We start from the raw sequence: 20406 nt of genomic DNA on the forward strand, positions 1-20406 counted from the left end.
CCGTGCTGAACTGGCTCATCACCGCCGCGCTCCGGCAGCGCGTGCTCGTCATCGCGCTGGCGCTCGTCCTGGTCTTTTTCGGCATCCGCGCCGGCCGGGACGTGCCGCTCGACGTGTTCCCCGAATTCGCGCCGCCGATGGTCGAAGTGCAGACCGAGGCGCCGGGACTGTCGACCGAGGAGGTCGAGGCGCTCGTCACCACCCCGCTCGAGTTCGCGGTGAACGGCACGCCGGGCCTGGGGACGCTGCGCTCGAAATCGGTGCTCGGCCTGTCCTCGGTGCAGTTGATATTCCAGGAGGGCACCGACATCGTCCGCGCCCGCCAGCTCGTGCAGGAGCGCATCGCGGTCGCCGCCCCGCGCCTTCCCGCCAATGTCCGCCCCCCGGTGATGCTGCCGCCGCTTTCGGCCACGAGCCGCGCGATGAAGATCGGGATCACATCCTCCCGGCTCAGCCAGATCCAGCTCTCGGAACTGGTGCGCTGGACGATCCGGCCCAAGCTGATGGGTGTTCCGGGCGTCGCCAATGTCGCGGTCTGGGGGCAGCGGGACCGGCAGCTTCAGGTGCTCGTCGATTCGAACCGCCTGCAGCAGATGGGCGTGACAATGGCCGAAGTAGAGAAGGCCGCGGGCGATGCCGCGGTGACGCTCGGCGGCGGGTTCGTCGATACGCCCAACCAGCGCCTCGCCGTGCGCCACCTCTCGCCAATCGCCGGTGCCGAGGACCTCGGCAACACAGTGATCCGGCTCGCCGGCACCGCCCCGGTCCGGCTGCGTGACGTCGCGACCGTGATCGAGGGCCATGCCGCGCCGATCGGCAGCGCGATCGTCAACGACGGCGCCGGCATCCTGCTGATCGTCGAGAAGCAGCAGGGCGGCAACACGCTCGCGGTGACGCGCGGCGTCGAGGCGGCGCTGAAGGAGCTGCGGCCCGGGCTCAAGGACGTCGAGATCGACTCGACGATCTTCCGCCCGGCCACCTTCATCGAGCGCTCGATCGGAAACCTCACCGAAGCACTGTGGATCGGCTGCATCCTCGTCGCGGCGGTGCTCGTCCTGTTCACGCGCGACTGGCGCTCGGCGGCCATCAGCCTGACCGCGATCCCCCTCTCGCTGCTCGGCGCCGCGCTCGTCCTCGCCAAATCGGGGATGAGCATCAATACCATGGTGATCGCCGGCCTGGTGATCGCGCTGGGCGAGATCGTCGACGACGCGATCATCGATGTCGAGAATATCGGGCGAAGGCTGCGCCTCAATCGCGAGGCCGGGTCGCCCCGCTCGCCGTTCGCGGTGGTGCTCGCCGCCTCGCTCGAGGTGCGGACCGCGGTGGTGTTCGCCAGCCTGATCGTCATGCTGGTGTTCCTGCCGATCTTCTTCCTCGACGGCGTGTCGGGAACTTTCTTCAGGCCGCTGGCCACCGCCTATGTCCTTGCGATCGGCTGCTCGCTGCTGGTCGCGCTCACCGTCACCCCGGCGCTCTGCCTGATGCTGCTGCCAAACGGCACCCAGGTCCACAAGGAGACGCGCCTGGTCGCTCGCCTGAAGTCCGCCTATCGCCGCTTCCTGCCCATCGTCATCGCGCGGCCGGGCGGGGCCATCGGCGTCGTCGCGGGCGGGCTGCTGCTCGCGGGGATCGGCTATGCCGGCCTCAAGGACCAGTTCCTCCCCAATTTCCGCGAGACCGACTTCCTGATGCACTTCGTCGAGAAGCCCGGCACTTCGGTGGAAGCGATGGAGCGGATCACCGTCCGCGCCTCGAAGGAGCTGCGCGCAATCCCCGGCGTGCGCAATTTCGGCGCGCATATCGGCCGCGCCGAGGCCGGCGACGAAGTCTATGGCCCCAATTTCACCGAGCTGTGGATCAGCCTGGACGAGAAGGCCGATTATGACGGCTCGGTCCGCAAGATCCAGGAAGTGATCGACGGCTATCCCGGCCTCTATCGCGACGTGCTCACCTATCTGCGCGAACGCATCAAGGAAGTGCTGAGCGGCGCCGGCGCCAGCATCGTCGTGCGCGTCTACGGACCCGACATCGCGACGCTCCGCCAGACCGCCGACCGGCTCAAGAAGGAGCTGGAGGGCATTCCGGGCACCAGCGAGCTGAAGGTGGAGATGCAGACCGCTATCCCGCAGATCCAGGTGCGTCCGCGCCCCGCCGACCTGGCCACCTATGGCCTGACGACCGGCGATGTCCGCCGCACCGCCGCCACGTTGATCCAGGGCAGCAAGGCAGGCGAGCTCTACGAGGGCAATCGCTCGACCGATGTGGTGGTATGGGGCGTTCCCGCGGCACGGGCGGACGTGCAATCGATCCGCGATGCGCTGATCCAGCTGCCCGGCGGCGGCGCGGTGCGGCTATCGCAGGTCGCCGACGTCATGGTCATGCCCGCGGCGAACGAGATCAAGCGCGAGAACGGCTCGCGCCGCATCGACGTGACGATGAACGTGTCGGGATCGGACCTGGGCGCGGTCGCCCGGGCTGTGCAGGCGAAAGTGGACGGCTTCGCCTTCGGCACCGGCTATCATCCCGAGCTGATCGGCGAGTTCGAAGCGCTGCAGAAATCGCGGCGGCAGCTGGCGACGCTGGGCGCGCTCTGCCTGCTCGGCATCCTCCTGCTCGTCTGGCTCGAGTTTCGCTCGCTGCGGGTGACGGCGCTGGTCGGCATCAGCCTGCCCTTTGCCCTGGTGGGCGGCGTGGTCGCGGTGCTGCTGTCGGGCGGGGTCCTCTCGCTCGGCTCGCTGGTCGGGTTCGTCACGGTGCTCGGAATCTCCGCGCGCAACGGCATCATGCTGGTCAGCCATTATCGCCATCTCCAGCATGAGGAAGGCGAGCCCTGGGGCCCCGAACTGCTGCTGCGCGGCGCGGAGGAGCGGCTGGTGCCGATCCTGATGACCGCTACCTGCGCGGCGCTGGCGCTGCTGCCGCTGGTCGTGCGCGGGGACGCCCCGGGGCACGAGATCGAGCATCCGATGGCGCTCGTCATCCTGGGTGGCCTGGTCAGCTCGACCGCGCTCAACCTGCTGCTGATGCCTTCGCTCTACGGCCGCTTCGGCCGCGAGGACCGCAAGCCTCGCGAGGAGCAGGGCATGGCGGCCGAAGGAAAGGTCGTACCGGCATGAACATCCGTTTCCCCCAGGCCGCCCTGGCCGGCGCGCTCGCTCTGACGGCGGGCTGCGCGGTGGGGCCCCGGCACGTCGCTCCCACCGCGCCGCCTTCCGCGCAGGGGCCGTTCCTCGGCGCTTCGGAGGCGGGAATCGCCGCGGCCCCGATGCCCGACGACTGGTGGCGGCTGTTCGACGATCCGGCGCTCGACGCGCATGTCGCGCGCGCGCTGGCCGCCAATGCGGATATCCGCGTGGCGCTCGCCAATCTCGAAGCAGCCCGCGCCGCTGCGCGCGGCGCCCGGGCGGCCCAGCTTCCGAACACCATGCTCGAAAGCGGCGCGGGCCCGAGCCCGGCGCAACGGCAACCGAGCACCAGCGCCGTCCCGAAATCCAGCTACGACCTCGCCGCGACCATTGCCTACGAAGTCGATCTGTTCGGCCGGCTGCGCGCGACCACCGAAGCCGCCCGCGCCGACCTCGAGGCGAGCGAGGCCGCGCGCGACACGGTGCGCGTCGCCGTCGCCGCCGATACCGCGGCGGCCTATGCGGCGGCGTGCGGCGCCACCGCCGGCAAGCGGATCGCCGAGGCGCAGCTCGCGGCGCAGCAGCGGAGCTACGACCTGATCGCCCGTCAGCTTGACGCGGGCGAAGTCTCTCCTCTCGAGCTCGCCCAGTCCAGGACCCTGCTCGACCGTGCCCGCGCCGCGTTGCCGGCATTCGACGCGGACCGAGCACGCGCGCTGTTCCAGCTCGCCACGCTCGAGGGCCTGCCGCCAAGGGAGGCACCGCGCCTGGCGCCGCCTTGCATGGCCGCGCCAATCGCGCGCCACGCCCTGCCGGTGGGCGACGGCAACGCCCTGCTGGCGCGGCGCCCGGACATTCGCGAGGCCGAGCGCAAGCTCGCCGCCGCGACAGCGCGGATCGGTGTCGCCACCGCCGATCTCTATCCGCGTTTCCAGCTTGGCGGTTCGGCCGGCCTGCTCGGCGGCGATTTCACCGGCTTCCTGACCCCGCTGATCAGCTGGGCCTTTCCCAACCAGAGCGCCGCGCGCGCCAGGATCGCCGCGGCCAGGGGAATCCAGGCGGCGGCCCTGGCCGGCTGGGACGTCGCGGTGCTGCGCGCCCTGCGGGAAGTCGAGACCGCGCTTGCGGACTATCAGGCGGAGAAACGGCGCAACGCCGAGTTGCGCGGCGCGCTCGCGGCATCCGAGAAGGTCGTGACTCGCGCCGAAGCGCGCTTCCGCCTGGGCGCCGACAGCTATCTGCAGGTCGTCGACGCCGAACGCACCCGCAACGACACCGGGGCGCTGCTGGTCGCGTCGGACCTCAGGATCGCCCTCACCCAGGTCGCCCTGTTCCGGGCGCTGGGTGGAGGCTGGGGTTCACAGCCGGGCGCGGCATCCACTAGGGGGGAAGCGCTTCCCGTCGGCAGCAGATAGAGTCGCACGTCGCCATGAAGATCCTGATCGCCGAAGACGACCGCGAAACCGCCGATTACCTCGCCAAGGGACTGGCGGAATCCGGGATGAACGTCACTGTCGTCGCAAACGGCCCGGATGCGCTGTTCCATGCGACGCAGCAGCAGTTCGACGCGATCATACTCGATCGGATGCTGCCGGGGATCGACGGCCTGGCGATCCTCAGGATGATCCGGGCCGGCGGGATCGCTACGCCGGTCCTGCTCCTCACCGCGATGGCCAAGATCGCGGAGCGGGTCGAGGGGCTGGAGAGCGGCGCCGACGACTATCTCGTCAAGCCCTTCGCCTTTTCGGAGCTGCGCGCCAGGCTCAACGTGCTGATCCGTCGCCCCGCCGCCTCCGCCATGCCCGCCGAAACCATGCTGCGGGTCCGCGATCTCGAGCTGGATCTGCGGCGGCGGCGCGTGACGCGCGGCGGAATTCCGATCGATCTCCAGCCGCGCGAGGTGCTGATGCTCGAGGAGCTGATGCGCAATTCCGACCGGATCATGACGAAGACGATGCTGCTCGAACGGGTCTGGGAGTTCGATTTCGATCCCCGCACCAACATCGTCGAGACCCATATCAGCCGGTTGCGCGCGAAGCTCAACGCCGGGTTCGACACCGACGCGATCCTGACCGTGCGGGGCGCCGGCTACACGATCCGCACCGAATGAAGCTGCACCTGCCCCGCTCCACCTTCGGGCTCGCCGCGCTCGCCAGCCTCACGCTCTGCATCGCCACCATCCTGCTCGGCGGGATCGTCTATTTCGTGTCGCACGAGGCGCTGGAGCAACAGCTCGACCACCGTATCGCCGCCGAGACCAGCAGCCTGAAGACCGTCGCCGAACAGGACGGGATCCCTGCGCTCCGGACCGCCATCGCGCGGCGCGAGGACGGCCACAACACGAACGGGCTGGGCTATATGCTCTTCGCCGGTTCCGGCACCAAGGTCGCGGGCAAGTTCGATGCGGCGCTGCCGCGTCCCGGCTGGCACGAGCTGCTGCCCTTCCATGACGCCCGCGAGCGCGCGAACATTGCCCAGGCCCTCGCGACGCCGCTGCGCGACGGATATGTGCTGGTGGTGGCGGCGGACCGCACGCCGATCGACGAGATCGACCGCTCGATCCTCATGATCTTCGCCGCAGCGTTCGGCGCGATGCTGCTGATCGGCGCCACCTGCGCCTGGGGGCTCGGTTTCGTGGTCCGACGCCGCCTCGGGCGCATCCATGCGACGGCGGAGGCGATCATCGACGGCGATCTGAGCCGCCGCGTCGACCGCGACGAGGTTCCGAACGAATTCGACAAGCTGGCCGAAACCCTCAACCGCATGCTCGATCGCATCGGCTCGCTGCTCGAGAATCTGCAACAGGTCACCACCGACATCGCGCATGACCTGCGGACGCCGCTCGCGCGCCAGCAGCAGATCCTCGAAGCCGCGCTCGACGCCGATCTCGACGCGGACGCATGCCGTGACGCAATCCGCCGCGCCGCGGATTCCAGCGAGGAGATACTGAACATCTTCACGGCCATGCTGCGGATTTCCGAAGTGGAGACCTATCAGGTCCGCGAGGGGTTCCGGCCCGTGGACCTGTCGGAAGTGGCCGAGCGGGTCGCCGACGCCTTTCGCGCGAGCGCGGAGGCGACCGGGCACGAAATCGCACTGGATATCGAGGGAGAGGCAATCGTCGAGGGCGATCGGCACCTGCTCGCGCAGATGTGTGCGAACCTGGTCGAGAATGCGCTCCGGCACACGCCTGCCGGCACGCGGATCGCGATTGGCGTGCAGCGACGGGCGGATGCCGTGCGCCTCGTCGTCGCCGACACCGGACCGGGCATTCCGCCCGCGGAGCGCGCGCGCGTCCTCCAGCGCTTCGTCCGGCTGGAGCGCAGCCGCTCGACTCCGGGACACGGACTGGGCTTGAGCCTGGCGGCGGCCATTGCCCGCGCGCATTTCGCGACGATGGAATTGTCCGACGCGGGCCCCGGCCTGCGGATCGTCATCCGCTTCGACGGCTGAGCCCGCCCGATCGGGAGAAGGCGGCGGCCCTGCGCGGAGCCGCCGCCCTCTCGCCTCAGGCGAAGATCGCCTCAAGATCGGAAGGCGCGATGCCCTCCTTGAGCTGACGCAGCTCGACATAGATGCTCGCCTGCACCGCCACCATGACCATGCTGGCGAGCGCGCTTGTCGCAGCACCGACCAAAGCGGTCAGGAAGGCATTGCCGATCGCCTCCATCGCCGCGGTGAGGAAGCTCACCGGGATGCTCAGCACCCAGAGCAGGACGAGGACGATGAGCATCGTCAGGAAGATGCGCCAGCGCGCGCCGCTGGTCAGCGCCGCGCTGCGGCTGAACGCATCGAGGATCCCGATCTTCTCCTGGACATAGGCCGGCGTGACCACCGCCCATACCAGCCACAGGATGACCCCCGGTACGATCAGCAGCATAAAGCCGATAATCACGCCGACGCCGGCGAGCAGGCCGATCGCGATCATCGGCAGGATCATGCTGATCCCGACGGCGAGCAGCTGGCCGAACTGCGGCGTCTCGCCCGACAGGTGCATCACCGTCGCGCGGGTGAGCCCGGCCTGGAGGATCGCCCCGGTGACGATCGAGACCAGCCAGGTGAGGCCCAGCATGCCCCAATAGGAGCCGCTGGAGAACATGCTGGAGCTCGCCGAGGCGCCCTGCAGGGTGAAATTGCTCGCCTGCCAATATCCCAGCACGAACTGGGGCGTACCCGCCAGTACCAGCGCAAGCCCGCAGAATAGCAGGAAATTAGACCCGATGGTTTCGAACGCGCGCGAAATGACCGCGCCGATTTCGTAGCGCGCTCCGCCAATATCCGCTTCAGCCATGATTCCCCTCTTTCATAGAAGTGCAATCGACGCTGAAGAAAGACTGAACAAAAAACGGTCGCAAAGTCCAGTCTTACCGGGGTTTCCCGGGGCAGGCTGTTCCGGTAGCAAAGGGCGCGTGGGGGATTCGACGTGACCGTACAGGGATCGACTGCGCAGTCCGTCGCCAGGGCGCACGAGGCCTTGCGCGCGCGTTCCGACATCCAGTTCGAGATGAGCGCCGCCAAGCCGCCCGAGATTCCGCCATGGATGCGCTGGCTGGCCAGGCAGCTCGGCGAAGTCGCGCCCTATATGGGCTGGATCCTCCTGACCTGCGTGGTCATCGGCGCGGCCATCATCCTCTATCTCGTCATCAGCTCGCTGATCCGTGCCCGCCCCTCGGGCGATGCCGAGGCCGCGGCGGCCCAGGACGTCGCCGCCTGGCGCCCCACCGAAAAGGCCGCGCGCGCGCTGCTCGCCGATGCGGAGGCGCTGGCCGCCCAGGGGCGTTACGAAGAGGCGGTCCATCTGCTGCTGTGGCGCAGCCTGGAGGACATTCAGCGCCATCGCCCGCGGCTGCTCCGTCCCGCGCTCACCAGTCGCGAGATCGCCGGATCCGACTGGATGCCCGGCATCGTCCGCCGGGCTTTCGCCGCCATGGCCGCGCCGGTGGAGCGCAGCCTGTTCGGCGGCCGCAGCCTGGCCCGGACGGACTGGGAGGAAGCCCGCGCCGCCTATGGCGAGTTCGCGCTGCCGGGAGCATGGCGATGAGCGGCGAATCCGCGGCCACGCCCTTCACGCTGCGCACCGTGCTGGTCCTCGTGCTGCTCGGCGTGGTCGGCTTCGTCGCCTTTCTGCTGCTCACCGCCTATGCCGACGACCTGCAACCCGCGCAGCGCCCGGGCAACCACGCGCTCGCCACTTCGGCGGTGGGCTTTGCCGGCGCGGCGGACCTGGTGCGGCGCGTGCACGGCTCGGTGAAGATGGTGCGCCGCGACAGCGACCTCGACACCGGCGACATATTGGTGGTGACGCTGGAACCGACGACCAGCCCCGACATGATCAAGCGGATCATCGATCGCCGCACCTCGCAGCCGACGATCCTGGTATTGCCCAAATGGCTGACCATGCCCCGCCCGGACAAGCCGGCCTGGGTGAATTCGCTCGGCAACCTTCCGCCCGGCGCGGCCTCGCGGCAAATCGCCCAGGTCACCGAAGCCCGGGTGCAGGAAAATGCCCAGGGCCTGCGGACCATCTCCGGCGACGGGCTCGAGCCCGTGATCGACGACGGACAGGGCGGCGCGCTGGTCGCCACGCTGAAGAACCAGCCGACGCTGATCGTCGCCGATCCCGATCTGCTCGACAATCAGGGCCTCAGCACGCTCGCGGGCGCCGAGCGGGCGATGGAATTGCTCGACTGGTTCGACGATGGCGAGCGCGGCATCGCCTTCGACCTCACTCTCCACGGCTTCGGGAGCAATCCCAACCTGCTCAAGCTGGCGTTCGAGCCGCCCTTCCTGCCGCTCACCCTGTGCCTGCTGATCGCGGCGCTGCTCGCCGGCTGGCACGCGATGCTGCGCTTCGGCCCCGCCCTGCCCGAGGCTCGCGGCATCGCCTTCGGCAAGCGCGCGATCGCGGAGAATGGCGCGGCGCTGCTGCGCCTGGCCGGGCGGCGGCATCGCACCGGCGATCGCTATGCCGCGCTGATCCGCGAGGCGGCGGCGAACGCCACCGGCGCGCCGGCCAATCTGCAGCCGGACGCGCTCGACCGCTATCTCGACCGGCTCGACAAGAATGGCGAGCCCTTCACTGCCCTCGCTTCCAGCGCGGGCCATGCCCAGGACACGCGCGCGCTGCTCGATGCCGCCCGCGCCCTCTATCAATGGAAAAGGACCGTCACGCGTGAACATTGAGGAAGTGAAGGCGCTGGGCGATGCGATCCGCGCCGAAGTGGGCAAGGCCGTGGTCGGACTGGACGAAGCGGTGGAGCTGATGCTCGTCGCGCTGTTCGCCTCGGGGCACATCCTGCTCGAAGGCCCGCCGGGGACTGCGAAGACCTTCCTCGCCCAGTGCTTCGCGCGCGCGGCCGGGCTCGACTATGGCCGCATCCAGTTCACGCCCGATCTGCTGCCTGGCGACATATTGGGCTCCAACCTGTTCAACTTCCAGACGAGCCAGTTCACCCTGACGCACGGGCCGATCTTCACCGAGCTGCTGCTCGCCGACGAGATCAACCGCACTCCGCCCAAGACGCAGGCGGCGCTGCTGGAGGCGATGCAGGAGCGCACCGTCACGATCGACGGGATCGACCACAAGCTCTCGGACCGGTTCATGGTCGTCGCGACGCAGAACCCGATCGAGAGCCAGGGCGTCTATCCGCTGCCCGAGGCACAGCTCGACCGTTTCCTGTTCAAGTTCGAGGTCGGCTATCCGAGCCTGGAACAGGAACGCGCGATCGTGGCGCAGCAGGGCAGCCGCTTCGGCATGCCCCGGCCCGAGCAATGGGGCGTGGCGCGGGTCGCCGATCACGCGACGATCGGCGCGGCCGCCGACGCGGTGGCCGGCGCCCGGCTGGCCGAGGAAGTGGTGGACTATGTCGTCCGCCTCGTCCGCGCGACCCGCGCCACCGGCGACCTGCAGATCGGCGCGAGCCCCCGCGCGGCGGCCACGCTCGCCGCGGCGGCGCGCGCGCATGCCGCGCTGGACGGGCGCGACTTCGTGCTGCCCGACGATGTGAAGAAGCTCGCTCCGGCGGCGCTGCGCCACCGCGTGATCCTCTCGCCCGCCGCCGAGATCGACGGCCGCACCGCCGATGCGGTGGTCGCGGGCCTGATCGAGCAGGTCGAGGCGCCGCGTTGATTCGACCCAGCATCCGCTGCGTGCTGCTGGCGGCGGCGGGAGCGCCGCTGGCGCTGCTCGTCGGCGTGTTCGCGCCGCAGCTCTGGTTCGCCGGGCTGGTGTGGGTGCCGATGATCCTCGCCTTTGCCGCGATCGACGGGCTGCTCGCGCCGCGCGCGCCGGTGCTGAAGACCTCCTGCCCGGGCACGATCGAGATCGGCGCGCCGCTGATCGTCGAGATCCTGGTGGCGGACAGGCCGGTCGACGGGCTGGAGCTGGCGGTGGCGACCGGCCCCAGGCTGGCGCCCCGCGCCAGGGGGCGCCTCCGGCTGGCGCGCGGCGATAACCATGCCGCGATCGCCTTCCTCCCCGTGCGAAGGGGCACCGAGAAGGTGGAGGCGCTGTGGAGCCGCTGGACCGGCCCGTTCGGCCTGGTCTGGCGCCAGCGGGTGGAGAAGCTCGATCGCCTGGTGGTGATCACGCCGGACATCCGGCCGGTGCGCAACTCGGCGCATCTGCTGCTGCGCGACGCGCAGATGGGCGAGATGGCGCGAGTAGATCGCGGCGAGGGCAGCGAGTTCGAGGCGCTCACCGAATGGCGCTCGGGCATGGAGCGCCGCACGATCGACTGGAACCACAGCGCGCGCCACCTCAAGCTGCTCGCCCGCGAGAACCGGATCGAGCGCAACAACCAGATCGTCTTCGCGATCGATACCGGCCGGGTGATGTGCGAGCCGATCGACGGCCTGCCGCGCGTCGACCGGGCGATCACCGCGGCGCTGCTCGGCGCCTATGCCGCGTTGAAGCTCGGGGACCGGGTGGCGCTGTTCGGCTTCGATTCGCAGCCGCGGGTGGCCTCGGGCGCGGTCTCGGGCACCCGCGCCTTTCCGCTGATGCAGCGGCTGGCCGGCCAGCTCGACTACAGCACGGCCGAGACCAACTACACGCTCGGGCTCGCCACGCTGGCGGGCGACCTCACCCGGCGATCGCTGGTGGTGATCTTCACCGAGTTCACCGATCCCACCGGGGCCGAGCTGATGCTGCGCGCCGCGGTGAACCTGCTGCGCGGGCACCTGGTGCTGTTCGTGATCCTCGCCGATGACGAGCTGGAGGCGCTGGCCGCCGCCGAGCCCCTGGCGATCGACGATGTATCGCGCGCGGTGATCGCCGCCTCGATGCTGCGCGAGCGGCGGATCGTCCAGGCGCGGCTCCGCCATGCCGGCATCCATGTGCTGGAAGCGCGGCACGATCAGGTCGGCCCGGCGCTCGTCCGCCAATATCTCGATTTCAAGCGGAGGAACCTGTTGTGAGCGGCGGCGCATTGTCCCAGTTCGCCAGCGCCCGCTTCCGCGAGGCGCGCACGGTGGACTGGCTGGAGCTGGAGCAGCGCATCCATCAGATCGAGCGCGGCCGGGCCGGATCGCTTTCGGACGAGGATCTGCTCGAGCTGCCGGTGCTCTATCGGGCCGCGCTTTCCTCGCTCTCGGTCGCGCGCGAGACTTCGCTCGACGCCGATCTGGTCGCCTATCTCGAGGCGCTGTGCGCGCGCTCCTATTTCGTGCTCTACGGGGTCCAGCCTCCCCTGCGCCGGCGCATCGCGGCATTTTTCGGGGCAAGCTGGCCGCTGGCGCTGCGCAGCCTGGCGCGCGAGACGCTGATCGCCGTGCTGATGATGCTGCTCGGCGGCATCGCGGCCTATTGCCTCGTCGCCAGCGATCCCAGCTGGTATCACTCGATCGTGCCCGAGGGACTGGCAGGCGGGCGAGGGCCGCAATCGAGCGCGGCGGAGCTGCGCCAGGGCCTTTATGACGGCGGGGGCGATGACGGGAACATGCTCGGCGCCTTCGCCACCTATCTGTTCACCCACAATGCCCAGATCGCGCTGATGTGCTTTGCGCTGGGCTTCGCGTTCGGGGTGCCGACGCTGCTGCTGCTCGTCTACAATGGCTGCATCATCGGGGCTTTCCTCGCGGTGTTCGTCTCCAAGGGACTCGGCTTGCCGCTCCTCGCCTGGCTGACGATCCACGGCACCACCGAGCTGTTCGCCATCGCCATCGCCGGTGCGGCCGGGCTGCGCATCGGCATGGCCCTGGCCTTTCCGGGCGAGCGCTCGCGCACCGCCGCCACCGCCCAGGCGGGGCGCACCGCCGCCTTCGCCATGATCGGCGTGGTGCTGATGCTCGCCGTGGCCGGGCTGCTCGAAGGCGTGGGGCGGCAGATGATCACCTCCGACCTGGTTCGCGTGGCGATCGGCGGCGCCGCGCTGCTCGGCTGGCTGCTCTATTTCTACGTCGTGCCGGTACGCAGCGGAGATTCGGATGGCTGAGGCGCACACGGCAACGGGCGGGAGCCGGGCGCAGGACGGCAATCGCCGCACCTTCGTCACGCCCGAAGGCGTGGACCTGAAGCTCGACATCGCCACCATCGGCGAGCGGGCCGGCGCCTTCATGCTCGACCTGGCGGTGATCATACTCACGCTGATGGTGCTCACCATCGTCCTGCTGCTGGTGCTGGTGGGCACCGGAAAGGCGCTGGCGCAGATCCTGGCGATGATCTGGCTGCTCGGCTTCTTCACGCTGCGCAACGGCTATTTCGCGATCTTCGAGCTGGGCCCGCGCGCGGCGACGCCGGGCAAGCGGCTGATGCGGCTGCGCGTGGTGGCCCGGGACGGATCGCGCCTGCGCGGGCATCAGGTGGTGGCGCGCAACGCGATGCGCGAGCTGGAGCTGTTCCTGCCCCTCTCCTTCCTGGCCTATCAGAGCTCGGCGGGCATGGCGACCTTCGCCACCGGTCTGTTCGGGCTGCTCTGGACCGGCATCTTCCTGCTCTTCCCCTTCTTCAACCGCGACCGGCTGCGCGTCGGCGACCTGATCGCCGGCACCTGGGTGGTTCGCTTGCCGCGCCGCAGCCTGAACCACAGCGTCGCGTCACGCGCCGAGCCCGAACAGGCCCGCTATGGCTTCACCGACGCCCAGCTGAACGTCTATGGCGAGTTCGAGCTGCAGAAACTCGAGGAAGTGCTGCGGCGGAACGACGAATATTCGATGATCGTCGTCGCGCGGACGATCCGCGAGCGGCTCGGCATGGCGGGAGACGGGGGCGACGAGCATGCCTTCCTCGAGGCCTATTACACCGCGCTCTGCCAGCGATTGGAACGCAACATGCTGTTCGGCAAGCGCAAGAAGGACAAATATCAACGCTAGGCCGAAGGCCCGAACAAGCTGTTGGAATTACTTCCGTCATCCCCGTACGGGCAGGGATGACGCCGGAGGATATGAGCCCCCGGCCCAAGTTGGGAACGCGTGTCCCTCTCCCGTCGATCAGTCGTGGCCCTAAATGGCGAAGAGCTGCCCCAAATCCCGGAATGCCTTGAATTCCAGCGCATTGCCGGCCGGATCGAAGAAGAACATCGTCGCCTGCTCGCCGGGCTTGCCCGGAAAGCGGACGTGCGGCTCGATCGCGAATTCGGTGCCCGCGGCGCGCAGCCGCCCGGCAAGCGCCTCCCATTCCTCCCAGCCGAGCACCAGCCCGAAATGCGGCACGGGCACCGCGTCGCCGTCGACGGCATTGCGCGCCTTCACGCCTGCGCCCGCCGCCTTGTGGACCACGAGCTGGTGTCCGCGGAAATCGAAGTCGATCCAGTGGCCCGGATCCTCCCGCCCCTGCGGACAGCCGAGCGTGCCGCCATAGAAGGCGCGCGCCGCCTCGATATCGTCGACGGGAATGGCGAGATGGAAGAGCGGCGCGGTCATGCACGCCAGCATAGGAAAGCCCGCGCGATCGCGGAAGCATGGAAACCGGTTTCCATGACTGGTGCGCGGCCTTATACCGGGTGCCATGATCCCTGCCCTGTTCCGCATCGCCCCCGACGACAGTACCGCCACGGCGCTGCGCGACATGGCTGCCGGCGAGGAAGCGCTGGGCGTCACGCTCGCCGGGCCGGTGGCGAAGGGGCACAAGGTCGCGGTGAAGCCGATCGCGGCGGGCGAGCCGGTGCTCAAATTCGGTTTCCCGATCGGCCTGGCCACCCGCGCGATCGCGCCGGGCGAGCATGTCCACACCCATAATGTCGCGACCGCGCTCGGCGGCGGCGGCGACTATGCCTTCACGCCCGCCGCGCGCGCGCCGGCCCGGATCGAGGGCCCGGCCTTTCTGGGCTATCGTCGCGCCGATGGCCGGGTGGGCACCCGCAACGAGATCTGGGTGATCCCCACCGTCGGCTGTGTCGCGCGCACCGCGCAGAAGATCGCCGAGCGCGCCGCGGCGCTGCACGCGGGCGGGATCGACGGCATCCATGCCTTCCCGCATCCGTTCGGCTGCTCGCAGCTGGGCGACGACCTGCAGGGCACTCGCGCCATTCTCGCGGCGCTGGCCAGTCATCCCAATGCCGGCGGCGTGCTGATCGTGGGGCTCGGCTGCGAAAACAACCAGATCAGGGGCATGCTGGAGGAGATCGACCACCCCAATCTGCGCACCCTGGGCGCGCAGATGGCGGATGACGAAGTGGAGGACGGCCTGGCGCTGGTCGCCGAGCTGGTCGAGGGCGCCCGGGCCGAGCGCACGCCCGCGCCGCTCTCCGAGCTGGTGCTCGGCGTGAAATGCGGCGGCTCGGACGGTTTTTCCGGGCTCACCGCCAATCCGCTGGTCGGGCGCATGGCGGATGCGGTGACCGCCGCCGGCGGCACGGCGATCCTCACCGAGATTCCCGAGATCTTCGGCGCCGAGCAACTGCTGATGGCGCGCGCCCGCGACGAGGCGGTGTTCGGGGCGATCGTCACCCTGGTCAACGACTTCAAGGCCTATTTCACGCGCCACGGCGAACCGGTCTCGGAGAACCCCTCGCCCGGCAACATCGCCGGCGGCATCACCACGCTGGAGGAAAAGTCGCTCGGCGCGGTGCAGAAGGCCGGGCATGCCATGGTCACCGACGTGATTCCCTATGGCGGGCGGGTGCGCCGCCCCGGCCTGACGCTGCTCGAGGCGCCCGGCAACGATGCGGTCTCCTCCACCGCGCTGGCGGCGGCGGGCGCGACCGCGATCCTGTTCACCACCGGGCGCGGCACGCCGCTCGGCTTTCCGGTGCCGACGGTCAAGATCGCCTCCAACCGCGACCTTGCCGCGCGCAAGCCCGGCTGGATCGACTTCGATGCCGGCCGGGTGCTGGAGGACGGGATGGAGAACGCCGCCGACGCGCTGCTCGAGGCGATCGCCGCGATCGCATCGGGCAGGGAAACCGCCGCCGAGCGCAACGGGGAGCGAGAGATCGCGATCTGGAAGCGGGGCGTCACGCTCTGACGCGCGGCGATCTTCTCAAGGATTGAAACATCTCCGTTTCGAAACGGGCGAGTCATGACTGTGCTGCCCGCCGGTTTCTGTTAACCATATCGCGCGCGACTCAGGGGGAATAGCGTGGCGATCATTCTGGCTTCGATCGGCAGTCTTGCAGGGGGCGCGGCGCATGCCGCGGCCGCCCGGCCGATCAGCGCCGAGGCAATCTACTGGCCCGCCTGGATCCTGGTGGGCGGCGTGCTGATCGCGCTGCTGGCCGTGATCGGCGTGCTCACCTCGCTCAAGGCCGCGCTGCTCGCCAAGCCGAGGAAGCGGGACGAGGAATTCACCCGCATGCTCTGCAAGCAGGTGTGGAAGCACACGGCCATCGTGACCGACATCTTCGCCCAGCGCCTGCGCCAGCCCCAGCGCGACGTGGTGACGCTGCGGGTTCTCCTGCGCCTGCTGCGCGAGGACATTGCCGGGCCGGTCAACTTCGTCGAGCAGATGCGCCCGCATGCGCCCGCGACCTGGCCGGACTATGAGCTGTTCGCCGCCTTCAACAATTGGGGCGGCCAGATCCGCGCGATGGAATCGCAGCTGGCGGACCTGCAGCAGATGCTGAGCTATCCGGCGGTGAAGGAACCGGTCGACGCGCACCGCGACGCGATGCTGGTCCATTTCTACGCCACCGAGCAGGTGGCGATGGGCCAGACGGTGTCGACGCTCGGCAATCATGCGATCGCGGTGTGCGACGCGGCGCGGAAGCTGCTCAAGAAGGAGCCGTCCGGCGGCTTCAGGTTCGGCGGCGGCGATCACGATCCGGACGCGCAGGAGCCTGGCTGCCCGGCCTGTGGCGGGGGCCAGCACAGCGTCTATGCCGGTGCCAATGCCCGCGACCTGCTGCCCCTGCCCGATCCGCCCGAAAAGCCGAAGAAGAAGGAAGAGCCCAAGCCCGTCCCCGCGCAGATCTGCTATTGCGTGACGCCGCGGCCCTGCCATTGCGCCCCGGTGCCCTGCGCCTGCGCCTGCAGCTGCAAGGCGGATGCGCCGGCACCGGCCCATCACTGATCGTTTCGGCGGCGACGGAACATTGCTGCACCGCGATAAACCGGAGGTGCCCGGCATTGAAGCGTTAACGCTCCTCCCCTAGGGTCGCCCCCAGGGGTTTTCCGGGTGGGTTGATGACCGAGTTTCTCGTCTTCGCTTATGCGATGCTGGCAATGTTCGTGATCCAGTCGCTGCAGCGCAACAAGCGCGAGCAACGCGCCGATTCGCAGATGGTCACCATGGTCGGCTGGGGGCTGTTCTCGCTCTCGTCGACGCTGGCGGTGCTGCTCGGCTCGGTCGCGCTCGCACTCGCGCTGGGCGCCAATATCCCCCTTCCCCCGGGCTTCGAAGCGCCGCTATTCTGAGCGGCATGCCGCTTTACGAATTCGCGGGGCACCGCCCCCAGATCGCCGAAGATGCCTGGATCGCGCCGAGCGCCGACCTGATCGGCGACGTGCGCCTGGCCGCGCTGGCCTCGATATGGTTCGGCGCGGTCATCCGTGCGGACAATACGCCGATCCTGGTGGGAGCGCGCTCGAACATCCAGGACGGGGCGATGCTCCATTCGGACCCCGACGCGCCCTGTACCGTGGGCGAGGACGTGACCGTGGGCCATCATGCGATCCTGCACGGCTGCACGATCGGCGACCGCACGCTGATCGGCATGGGCGCGACGATCCTGAACCGCGCGGCGATCGGCGAGGATTGCCTGGTCGGCGCGGGCGCGCTGGTGACCGAGGGCAAGACCTTCCCCGCCGGCCATCTGATCGTCGGCTCGCCCGCCAAGGCGATCCGGCCGCTGGACGACATGCAGAAGGCGCTGCTCAAGGCCAGCGCCGCGCTCTACGCCGCCAAGCAGCGCGAATATGCCGCAGGGCTGAAACGGGTCGACTGATCCGCCGCCCGTCGCTCGGACAACCGTCACAATATCGCCCTAGCCCGGACCTCTTTCGAATCGGGTCGGGGGTTGCGATGGGTTTGTTCGACTGGTGGAAACGCCGCGCCCGGGCGCAGGCCCCCCTGCCCGCGCCGATCGCGCCGCCGCCCGCCGTTGCCGAGCCCGAGCCCGAGCCCGAGGGCCGGTGGCAGACCGGCGTGGAAGCCGATCGCCTCTGGGTCCGCGATCCCGAAGGCGGGCGCCGGGCTGCCGCGCTCGACGCGCTCATGGCGATCGCGATCGAGACCAGCGATGCCGGCCCGGACGGGCGCGGCGCCTGGTGGCTGTTCTACGGACCGGACGAGGATGTCGCCTTCACCCTGCCGCTGGGCGCGCGCGGCGAAGGCACGATGGTCGAGCGGATCGCCGCGCTGCCGGATTTCCGCCACGATGCCTATGCCAATGCGATCCGCTCCACCGACATCGATACCTTCGTGATCTGGCAGCGGCCGTTCGACTAGGGCCAATCGACGTTCAGGTAAGGGCGTGGCTGGCGGATCGGAAAACTTTGAACCAACTCCTTCGTCACCCTGAACTTGTTTCAGGGTCCAAGGTGCCACGAGCGATATCACGGGTGGAGAATTGGATGCTGAAAGAGTTCAGCATGACGGAAGAAAGGCTCGACCTTCAATTCCTTCCCTCGCCACCTGGAGTGGAAGGGACAGAACCGAAGGTCGATTCGTCCTAAGCGGCACCCGCCCGAGTCGGCTCCACCGACATAGGCCAAGACCACGTCGCGAGCGGGGTTGCCGTAGCGTCGCTGGCATCGGGCTGGACGGCCATTCCGGTTTCGCTACAAAACTGGTCCATGGCATTGCCCCCGCTCTTCGATCGCCTGCGCCTTCCCGTCATCGGATCGCCGCTGTTCATCATCTCCGTGCCCGAACTGGTCATCGCCCAGTGCAAGGCGGGGATCGTCGGCTCCTTCCCGGCGCTCAACGCGCGGCCGGACACCAGGCTTGACGAATGGCTCCACCAGGTCACCGAGGAACTGGCCGCCTGGGACCGCGATCATCCGGACACGCCCGCCGCGCCCTTCGCGGTCAACCAGATCGTCCACCGCTCCAATCCGCGCCTCGAGCATGACGTGGCGGCCTGCGCCAAATGGAAAGTGCCGATCGTCATCACTTCGCTCGGCGCGCGGCCCGAGCTCAACGACGCGGTGCATGGCTGGGGCGGCATCACGCTGCACGACGTGATCGACGATCGCTTCGCCCACAAGGCGATCGAAAAGGGCGCGGACGGGCTGATCCTGGTCGCGGCGGGCGCCGGCGGCCATGCCGGGCGCCTCAGCCCTTTCGCGCTCGTCCAGGAAGTGCGCGAATGGTTCGAAGGGCCGGTGGTGCTGTCGGGTGCGATCGCCAATGGCCGCTCGGTGCTGGCCGCCCAGGCGATGGGCGCCGACCTCGCCTATATCGGCTCGCCCTTCATCGCCACCGACGAGGCCAATGCCGCCCCCGCCTACAAGCAGGGCATCGTCGACGGGACGGCGGACGACATCGTCTATTCGAACCTCTTCACCGGGGTGCACGGCAATTATCTGAAGGCGTCGATCGTCAATGCCGGGCTCGATCCGGACAATCTTCCCGAAAGCGACCCCAGCGCGATGAATTTCGGCGGGGCCAAGGCCTGGAAGGATATCTGGGGATCGGGCCAGGGCATCGGCGCGGTGCACGCGATCGAGCCCGCCACGGTGAAGATCGAGCGGATGAAGCGGGAATATGCCGCGGCCAGGGCGGCGCTCTGCGGCTAAGGCTCTGCGGCTGAGCCGCCGCCGCCCCGGCCGCGGCGGCGTGCCAAGGGTCAGAAGGCGGCCGCCAGCCGATCCATCATCGAGCGCGCCGGGCTCTCGATCGTCACCGTCTCCTCGAGCGACTCGTCGAGCCGCGCGACTCGGCGATACAGATCGATGCTGGTGTTGATGATCGCCACGGCCTGGGCCGGCATCGCGGCGAGCAGCGCTTCCTCGGTCTCGGGCGCGTCCCCCAGCCGGCGCGAGGAGGAAAGCGCGTCGTGCGGCGTCAGTTCGCCGGCATCGACCGCGCGCTGGGTGAGCAGCCAGGCGATGATGTGCATCAGCCGCGTCGTCACCTTGAGCGACTCGCAGGAAAAGGCGACCCGGTTCAGCGCTTCCAGCGCCTCGCGCTCGTCCCGGCCAAGCTCGTCGAAATAGGCGCGGGCCTCGTCGGCCAGCAGCATCGCCTCGACATAGAGCGTGTCGATCAGCTTGCGATGGATCGTCGTCGCGCCCTGTTTCTTCATGAAGATGACGCTGCCACAGCCCGCATGGTAACGAAATGCTTAATTTCGCAGTGATTTCGTCCCGATCCGGATCAGGCGATTATATCGGGGATCAACTGGTCCTCGAGCAGCACGATCTCGTCGCGCAGCATCAGCTTGCGCTTCTTGAGGCGCGCGATCTGAAGCTGGTCGGACGTGCCCGTGGCGAGCAGCGCATCGATCGCCGCATCCAGGTCGCGATGCTCGGTCCGCACCGCTTCGAGCCGTCGCACAATCTCTTTCTCGTCCATCGCGAAAGCCCCCGTAGCGGGATCTCCCTGCACCAGCCCGCGAGGCTCCGCAACGGATCATCGCGCGATTTCCGCAGGCTGTCGATTAGCCGCCGGTTAGCCGCGTTTCCCCCGCGACAAAGCTGTGGAAAAGTGATCTAGTCATGCGTTCCGGCCACCCGAAGAAGGAGACTGCTTCGATGCAGAACGCGCATTTCTCGGCACTTTCGGCCAAGCACTCAGTGCTCGACCAGCGAATCGCCGCCGAATCGCAAAGGCCCCGCCCAGACCAGCTGGTTCTGGCTTCCCTGAAGAAGCAGAAGCTTCGCATCAAGGAAGAAATGGCGCGCTAGCAGCGCCGCGCAACAGGGGTGTGGCCCAAGCCGCACCCCGACTGCGCGAAAT

Annotated in this window: 21 protein-coding genes; 17 read left to right on the top strand and 4 right to left on the bottom strand. The window is 68.8% G+C overall.

The window, feature by feature from the left end; all coding sequences use genetic code 11:
- Positions 1 to 2 precede the first annotated feature (2 nt).
- From OMP43_RS07880 to OMP43_RS07895, 4 genes are read left to right on the top strand one after another with little or no spacing between them, the layout of a single operon-like run.
- A complete protein-coding gene (locus OMP43_RS07880; protein WP_280279163.1) occupies positions 3 to 3119 on the top strand; it encodes an efflux RND transporter permease subunit in 3117 nt (1038 codons plus the stop codon).
- Positions 3116 to 4543, top strand: a complete 1428-nt coding sequence (locus OMP43_RS07885; protein WP_280279164.1) for a TolC family protein — start codon at positions 3116 to 3118, stop codon at positions 4541 to 4543. Before OMP43_RS07880 ends, OMP43_RS07885 begins: the two co-directional genes overlap by 4 nt.
- Before the next feature lie 14 nt (positions 4544 to 4557).
- Positions 4558 to 5238 (top strand): response regulator transcription factor, encoded by a 681-nt coding sequence (locus OMP43_RS07890; protein WP_280279165.1) that lies wholly within the window; start codon positions 4558 to 4560, stop codon positions 5236 to 5238.
- The gene (locus OMP43_RS07895) at positions 5235 to 6581 is read left to right on the top strand and encodes an ATP-binding protein (RefSeq protein WP_280279166.1); all 1347 of its coding nucleotides are present in this window, start codon (positions 5235 to 5237) and stop codon (positions 6579 to 6581) included. Before OMP43_RS07890 ends, OMP43_RS07895 begins: the two co-directional genes overlap by 4 nt.
- A 55-nt stretch (positions 6582 to 6636) precedes the next feature.
- Here OMP43_RS07895 and OMP43_RS07900 read toward each other — a convergent pair whose 3' ends face one another.
- Positions 6637 to 7419 (bottom strand): hypothetical protein, encoded by a 783-nt coding sequence (locus tag OMP43_RS07900; RefSeq protein WP_280279167.1) that lies wholly within the window; start codon positions 7417 to 7419, stop codon positions 6637 to 6639.
- A gap of 132 nt (positions 7420 to 7551) precedes the next feature.
- Here OMP43_RS07900 and OMP43_RS07905 point away from each other — a divergent pair, with 132 nt between their 5' ends.
- The 6 genes from OMP43_RS07905 to OMP43_RS07930 are packed head-to-tail and all read left to right on the top strand — an operon-like array spanning position 7552 to position 13439.
- Positions 7552 to 8169 (top strand): hypothetical protein, encoded by a 618-nt coding sequence (locus OMP43_RS07905; protein WP_280279168.1) that lies wholly within the window; start codon positions 7552 to 7554, stop codon positions 8167 to 8169.
- On the top strand, positions 8166 to 9311 hold the full coding sequence (locus OMP43_RS07910; protein ID WP_280279169.1) for a hypothetical protein: 1146 nt from the start codon (positions 8166 to 8168) through the stop codon (positions 9309 to 9311). The genes OMP43_RS07905 and OMP43_RS07910 overlap by 4 nt, the downstream gene beginning before the upstream one ends.
- Positions 9301 to 10257 (top strand): MoxR family ATPase, encoded by a 957-nt coding sequence (locus OMP43_RS07915; RefSeq protein WP_280279170.1) that lies wholly within the window; start codon positions 9301 to 9303, stop codon positions 10255 to 10257. Before OMP43_RS07910 ends, OMP43_RS07915 begins: the two co-directional genes overlap by 11 nt.
- The gene (locus OMP43_RS07920; protein ID WP_280279171.1) at positions 10254 to 11546 is read left to right on the top strand and encodes a DUF58 domain-containing protein; all 1293 of its coding nucleotides are present in this window, start codon (positions 10254 to 10256) and stop codon (positions 11544 to 11546) included. Before OMP43_RS07915 ends, OMP43_RS07920 begins: the two co-directional genes overlap by 4 nt.
- Entirely contained in the window at positions 11543 to 12562 is a 1020-nt protein-coding gene (locus tag OMP43_RS07925; RefSeq protein ID WP_280279172.1) for a stage II sporulation protein M, read from the top strand. Before OMP43_RS07920 ends, OMP43_RS07925 begins: the two co-directional genes overlap by 4 nt.
- Positions 12555 to 13439, top strand: coding sequence for an RDD family protein (locus OMP43_RS07930; protein WP_280279173.1), 885 nt, complete (start codon positions 12555 to 12557; stop codon positions 13437 to 13439). Before OMP43_RS07925 ends, OMP43_RS07930 begins: the two co-directional genes overlap by 8 nt.
- A gap of 129 nt (positions 13440 to 13568) precedes the next feature.
- On the opposite strand, the gene OMP43_RS07935 is transcribed toward OMP43_RS07930, so the two are convergent.
- Complete coding sequence (locus OMP43_RS07935; RefSeq protein ID WP_280279174.1) at positions 13569 to 13988, bottom strand: VOC family protein; 420 nt, start codon at positions 13986 to 13988, stop codon at positions 13569 to 13571.
- Between the two features lie 85 nt (positions 13989 to 14073).
- Between OMP43_RS07935 and OMP43_RS07940 the strand changes: the two genes are divergently transcribed.
- The 6 genes from OMP43_RS07940 (at position 14074) to OMP43_RS07965 (ending at position 19244) form a co-directional block, all read left to right on the top strand.
- Positions 14074 to 15531 (top strand): altronate dehydratase family protein, encoded by a 1458-nt coding sequence (locus OMP43_RS07940; RefSeq protein ID WP_280279175.1) that lies wholly within the window; start codon positions 14074 to 14076, stop codon positions 15529 to 15531.
- A gap of 114 nt (positions 15532 to 15645) precedes the next feature.
- Positions 15646 to 16575, top strand: coding sequence for a hypothetical protein (locus tag OMP43_RS07945; RefSeq protein WP_280279176.1), 930 nt, complete (start codon positions 15646 to 15648; stop codon positions 16573 to 16575).
- Between the two features lie 113 nt (positions 16576 to 16688).
- Entirely contained in the window at positions 16689 to 16919 is a 231-nt protein-coding gene (locus tag OMP43_RS07950) for a hypothetical protein (protein WP_280279177.1), read from the top strand.
- A 5-nt stretch (positions 16920 to 16924) separates the two neighbouring features.
- Positions 16925 to 17449, top strand: a complete 525-nt coding sequence (locus tag OMP43_RS07955; protein WP_280279178.1) for a gamma carbonic anhydrase family protein — start codon at positions 16925 to 16927, stop codon at positions 17447 to 17449.
- Positions 17450 to 17526: 77 nt separating this feature from the next.
- Positions 17527 to 17952, top strand: coding sequence for a hypothetical protein (locus OMP43_RS07960; RefSeq protein WP_280279179.1), 426 nt, complete (start codon positions 17527 to 17529; stop codon positions 17950 to 17952).
- A gap of 347 nt (positions 17953 to 18299) precedes the next feature.
- Positions 18300 to 19244 carry a nitronate monooxygenase family protein gene (locus tag OMP43_RS07965; protein ID WP_280279180.1) on the top strand — a complete coding sequence of 315 codons (945 nt, stop codon included), beginning with the start codon at positions 18300 to 18302 and terminating at the stop codon, positions 19242 to 19244.
- A 50-nt stretch (positions 19245 to 19294) separates the two neighbouring features.
- Here the strand turns inward: OMP43_RS07965 and OMP43_RS07970 are convergent, their stop codons facing one another.
- Positions 19295 to 19753: a DUF1465 family protein gene (locus OMP43_RS07970; RefSeq protein WP_280279181.1), complete on the bottom strand. Its 459-nt coding sequence runs from the start codon at positions 19751 to 19753 to the stop codon at positions 19295 to 19297.
- Between the two features lie 71 nt (positions 19754 to 19824).
- Complete coding sequence (locus OMP43_RS07975) at positions 19825 to 20022, bottom strand: DUF465 domain-containing protein (RefSeq protein ID WP_280279182.1); 198 nt, start codon at positions 20020 to 20022, stop codon at positions 19825 to 19827.
- Between the two features lie 179 nt (positions 20023 to 20201).
- Between OMP43_RS07975 and OMP43_RS07980 the strand changes: the two genes are divergently transcribed.
- Positions 20202 to 20354, top strand: a complete 153-nt coding sequence (locus OMP43_RS07980) for a YdcH family protein (protein ID WP_280279287.1) — start codon at positions 20202 to 20204, stop codon at positions 20352 to 20354.
- Positions 20355 to 20406 lie beyond the last annotated feature (52 nt).

It is taken from the genome of Sphingomonas sp. CBMAI 2297, from assembly GCF_029870595.1.
Lineage (GTDB): Bacteria > Pseudomonadota > Alphaproteobacteria > Sphingomonadales > Sphingomonadaceae > Sphingomonas.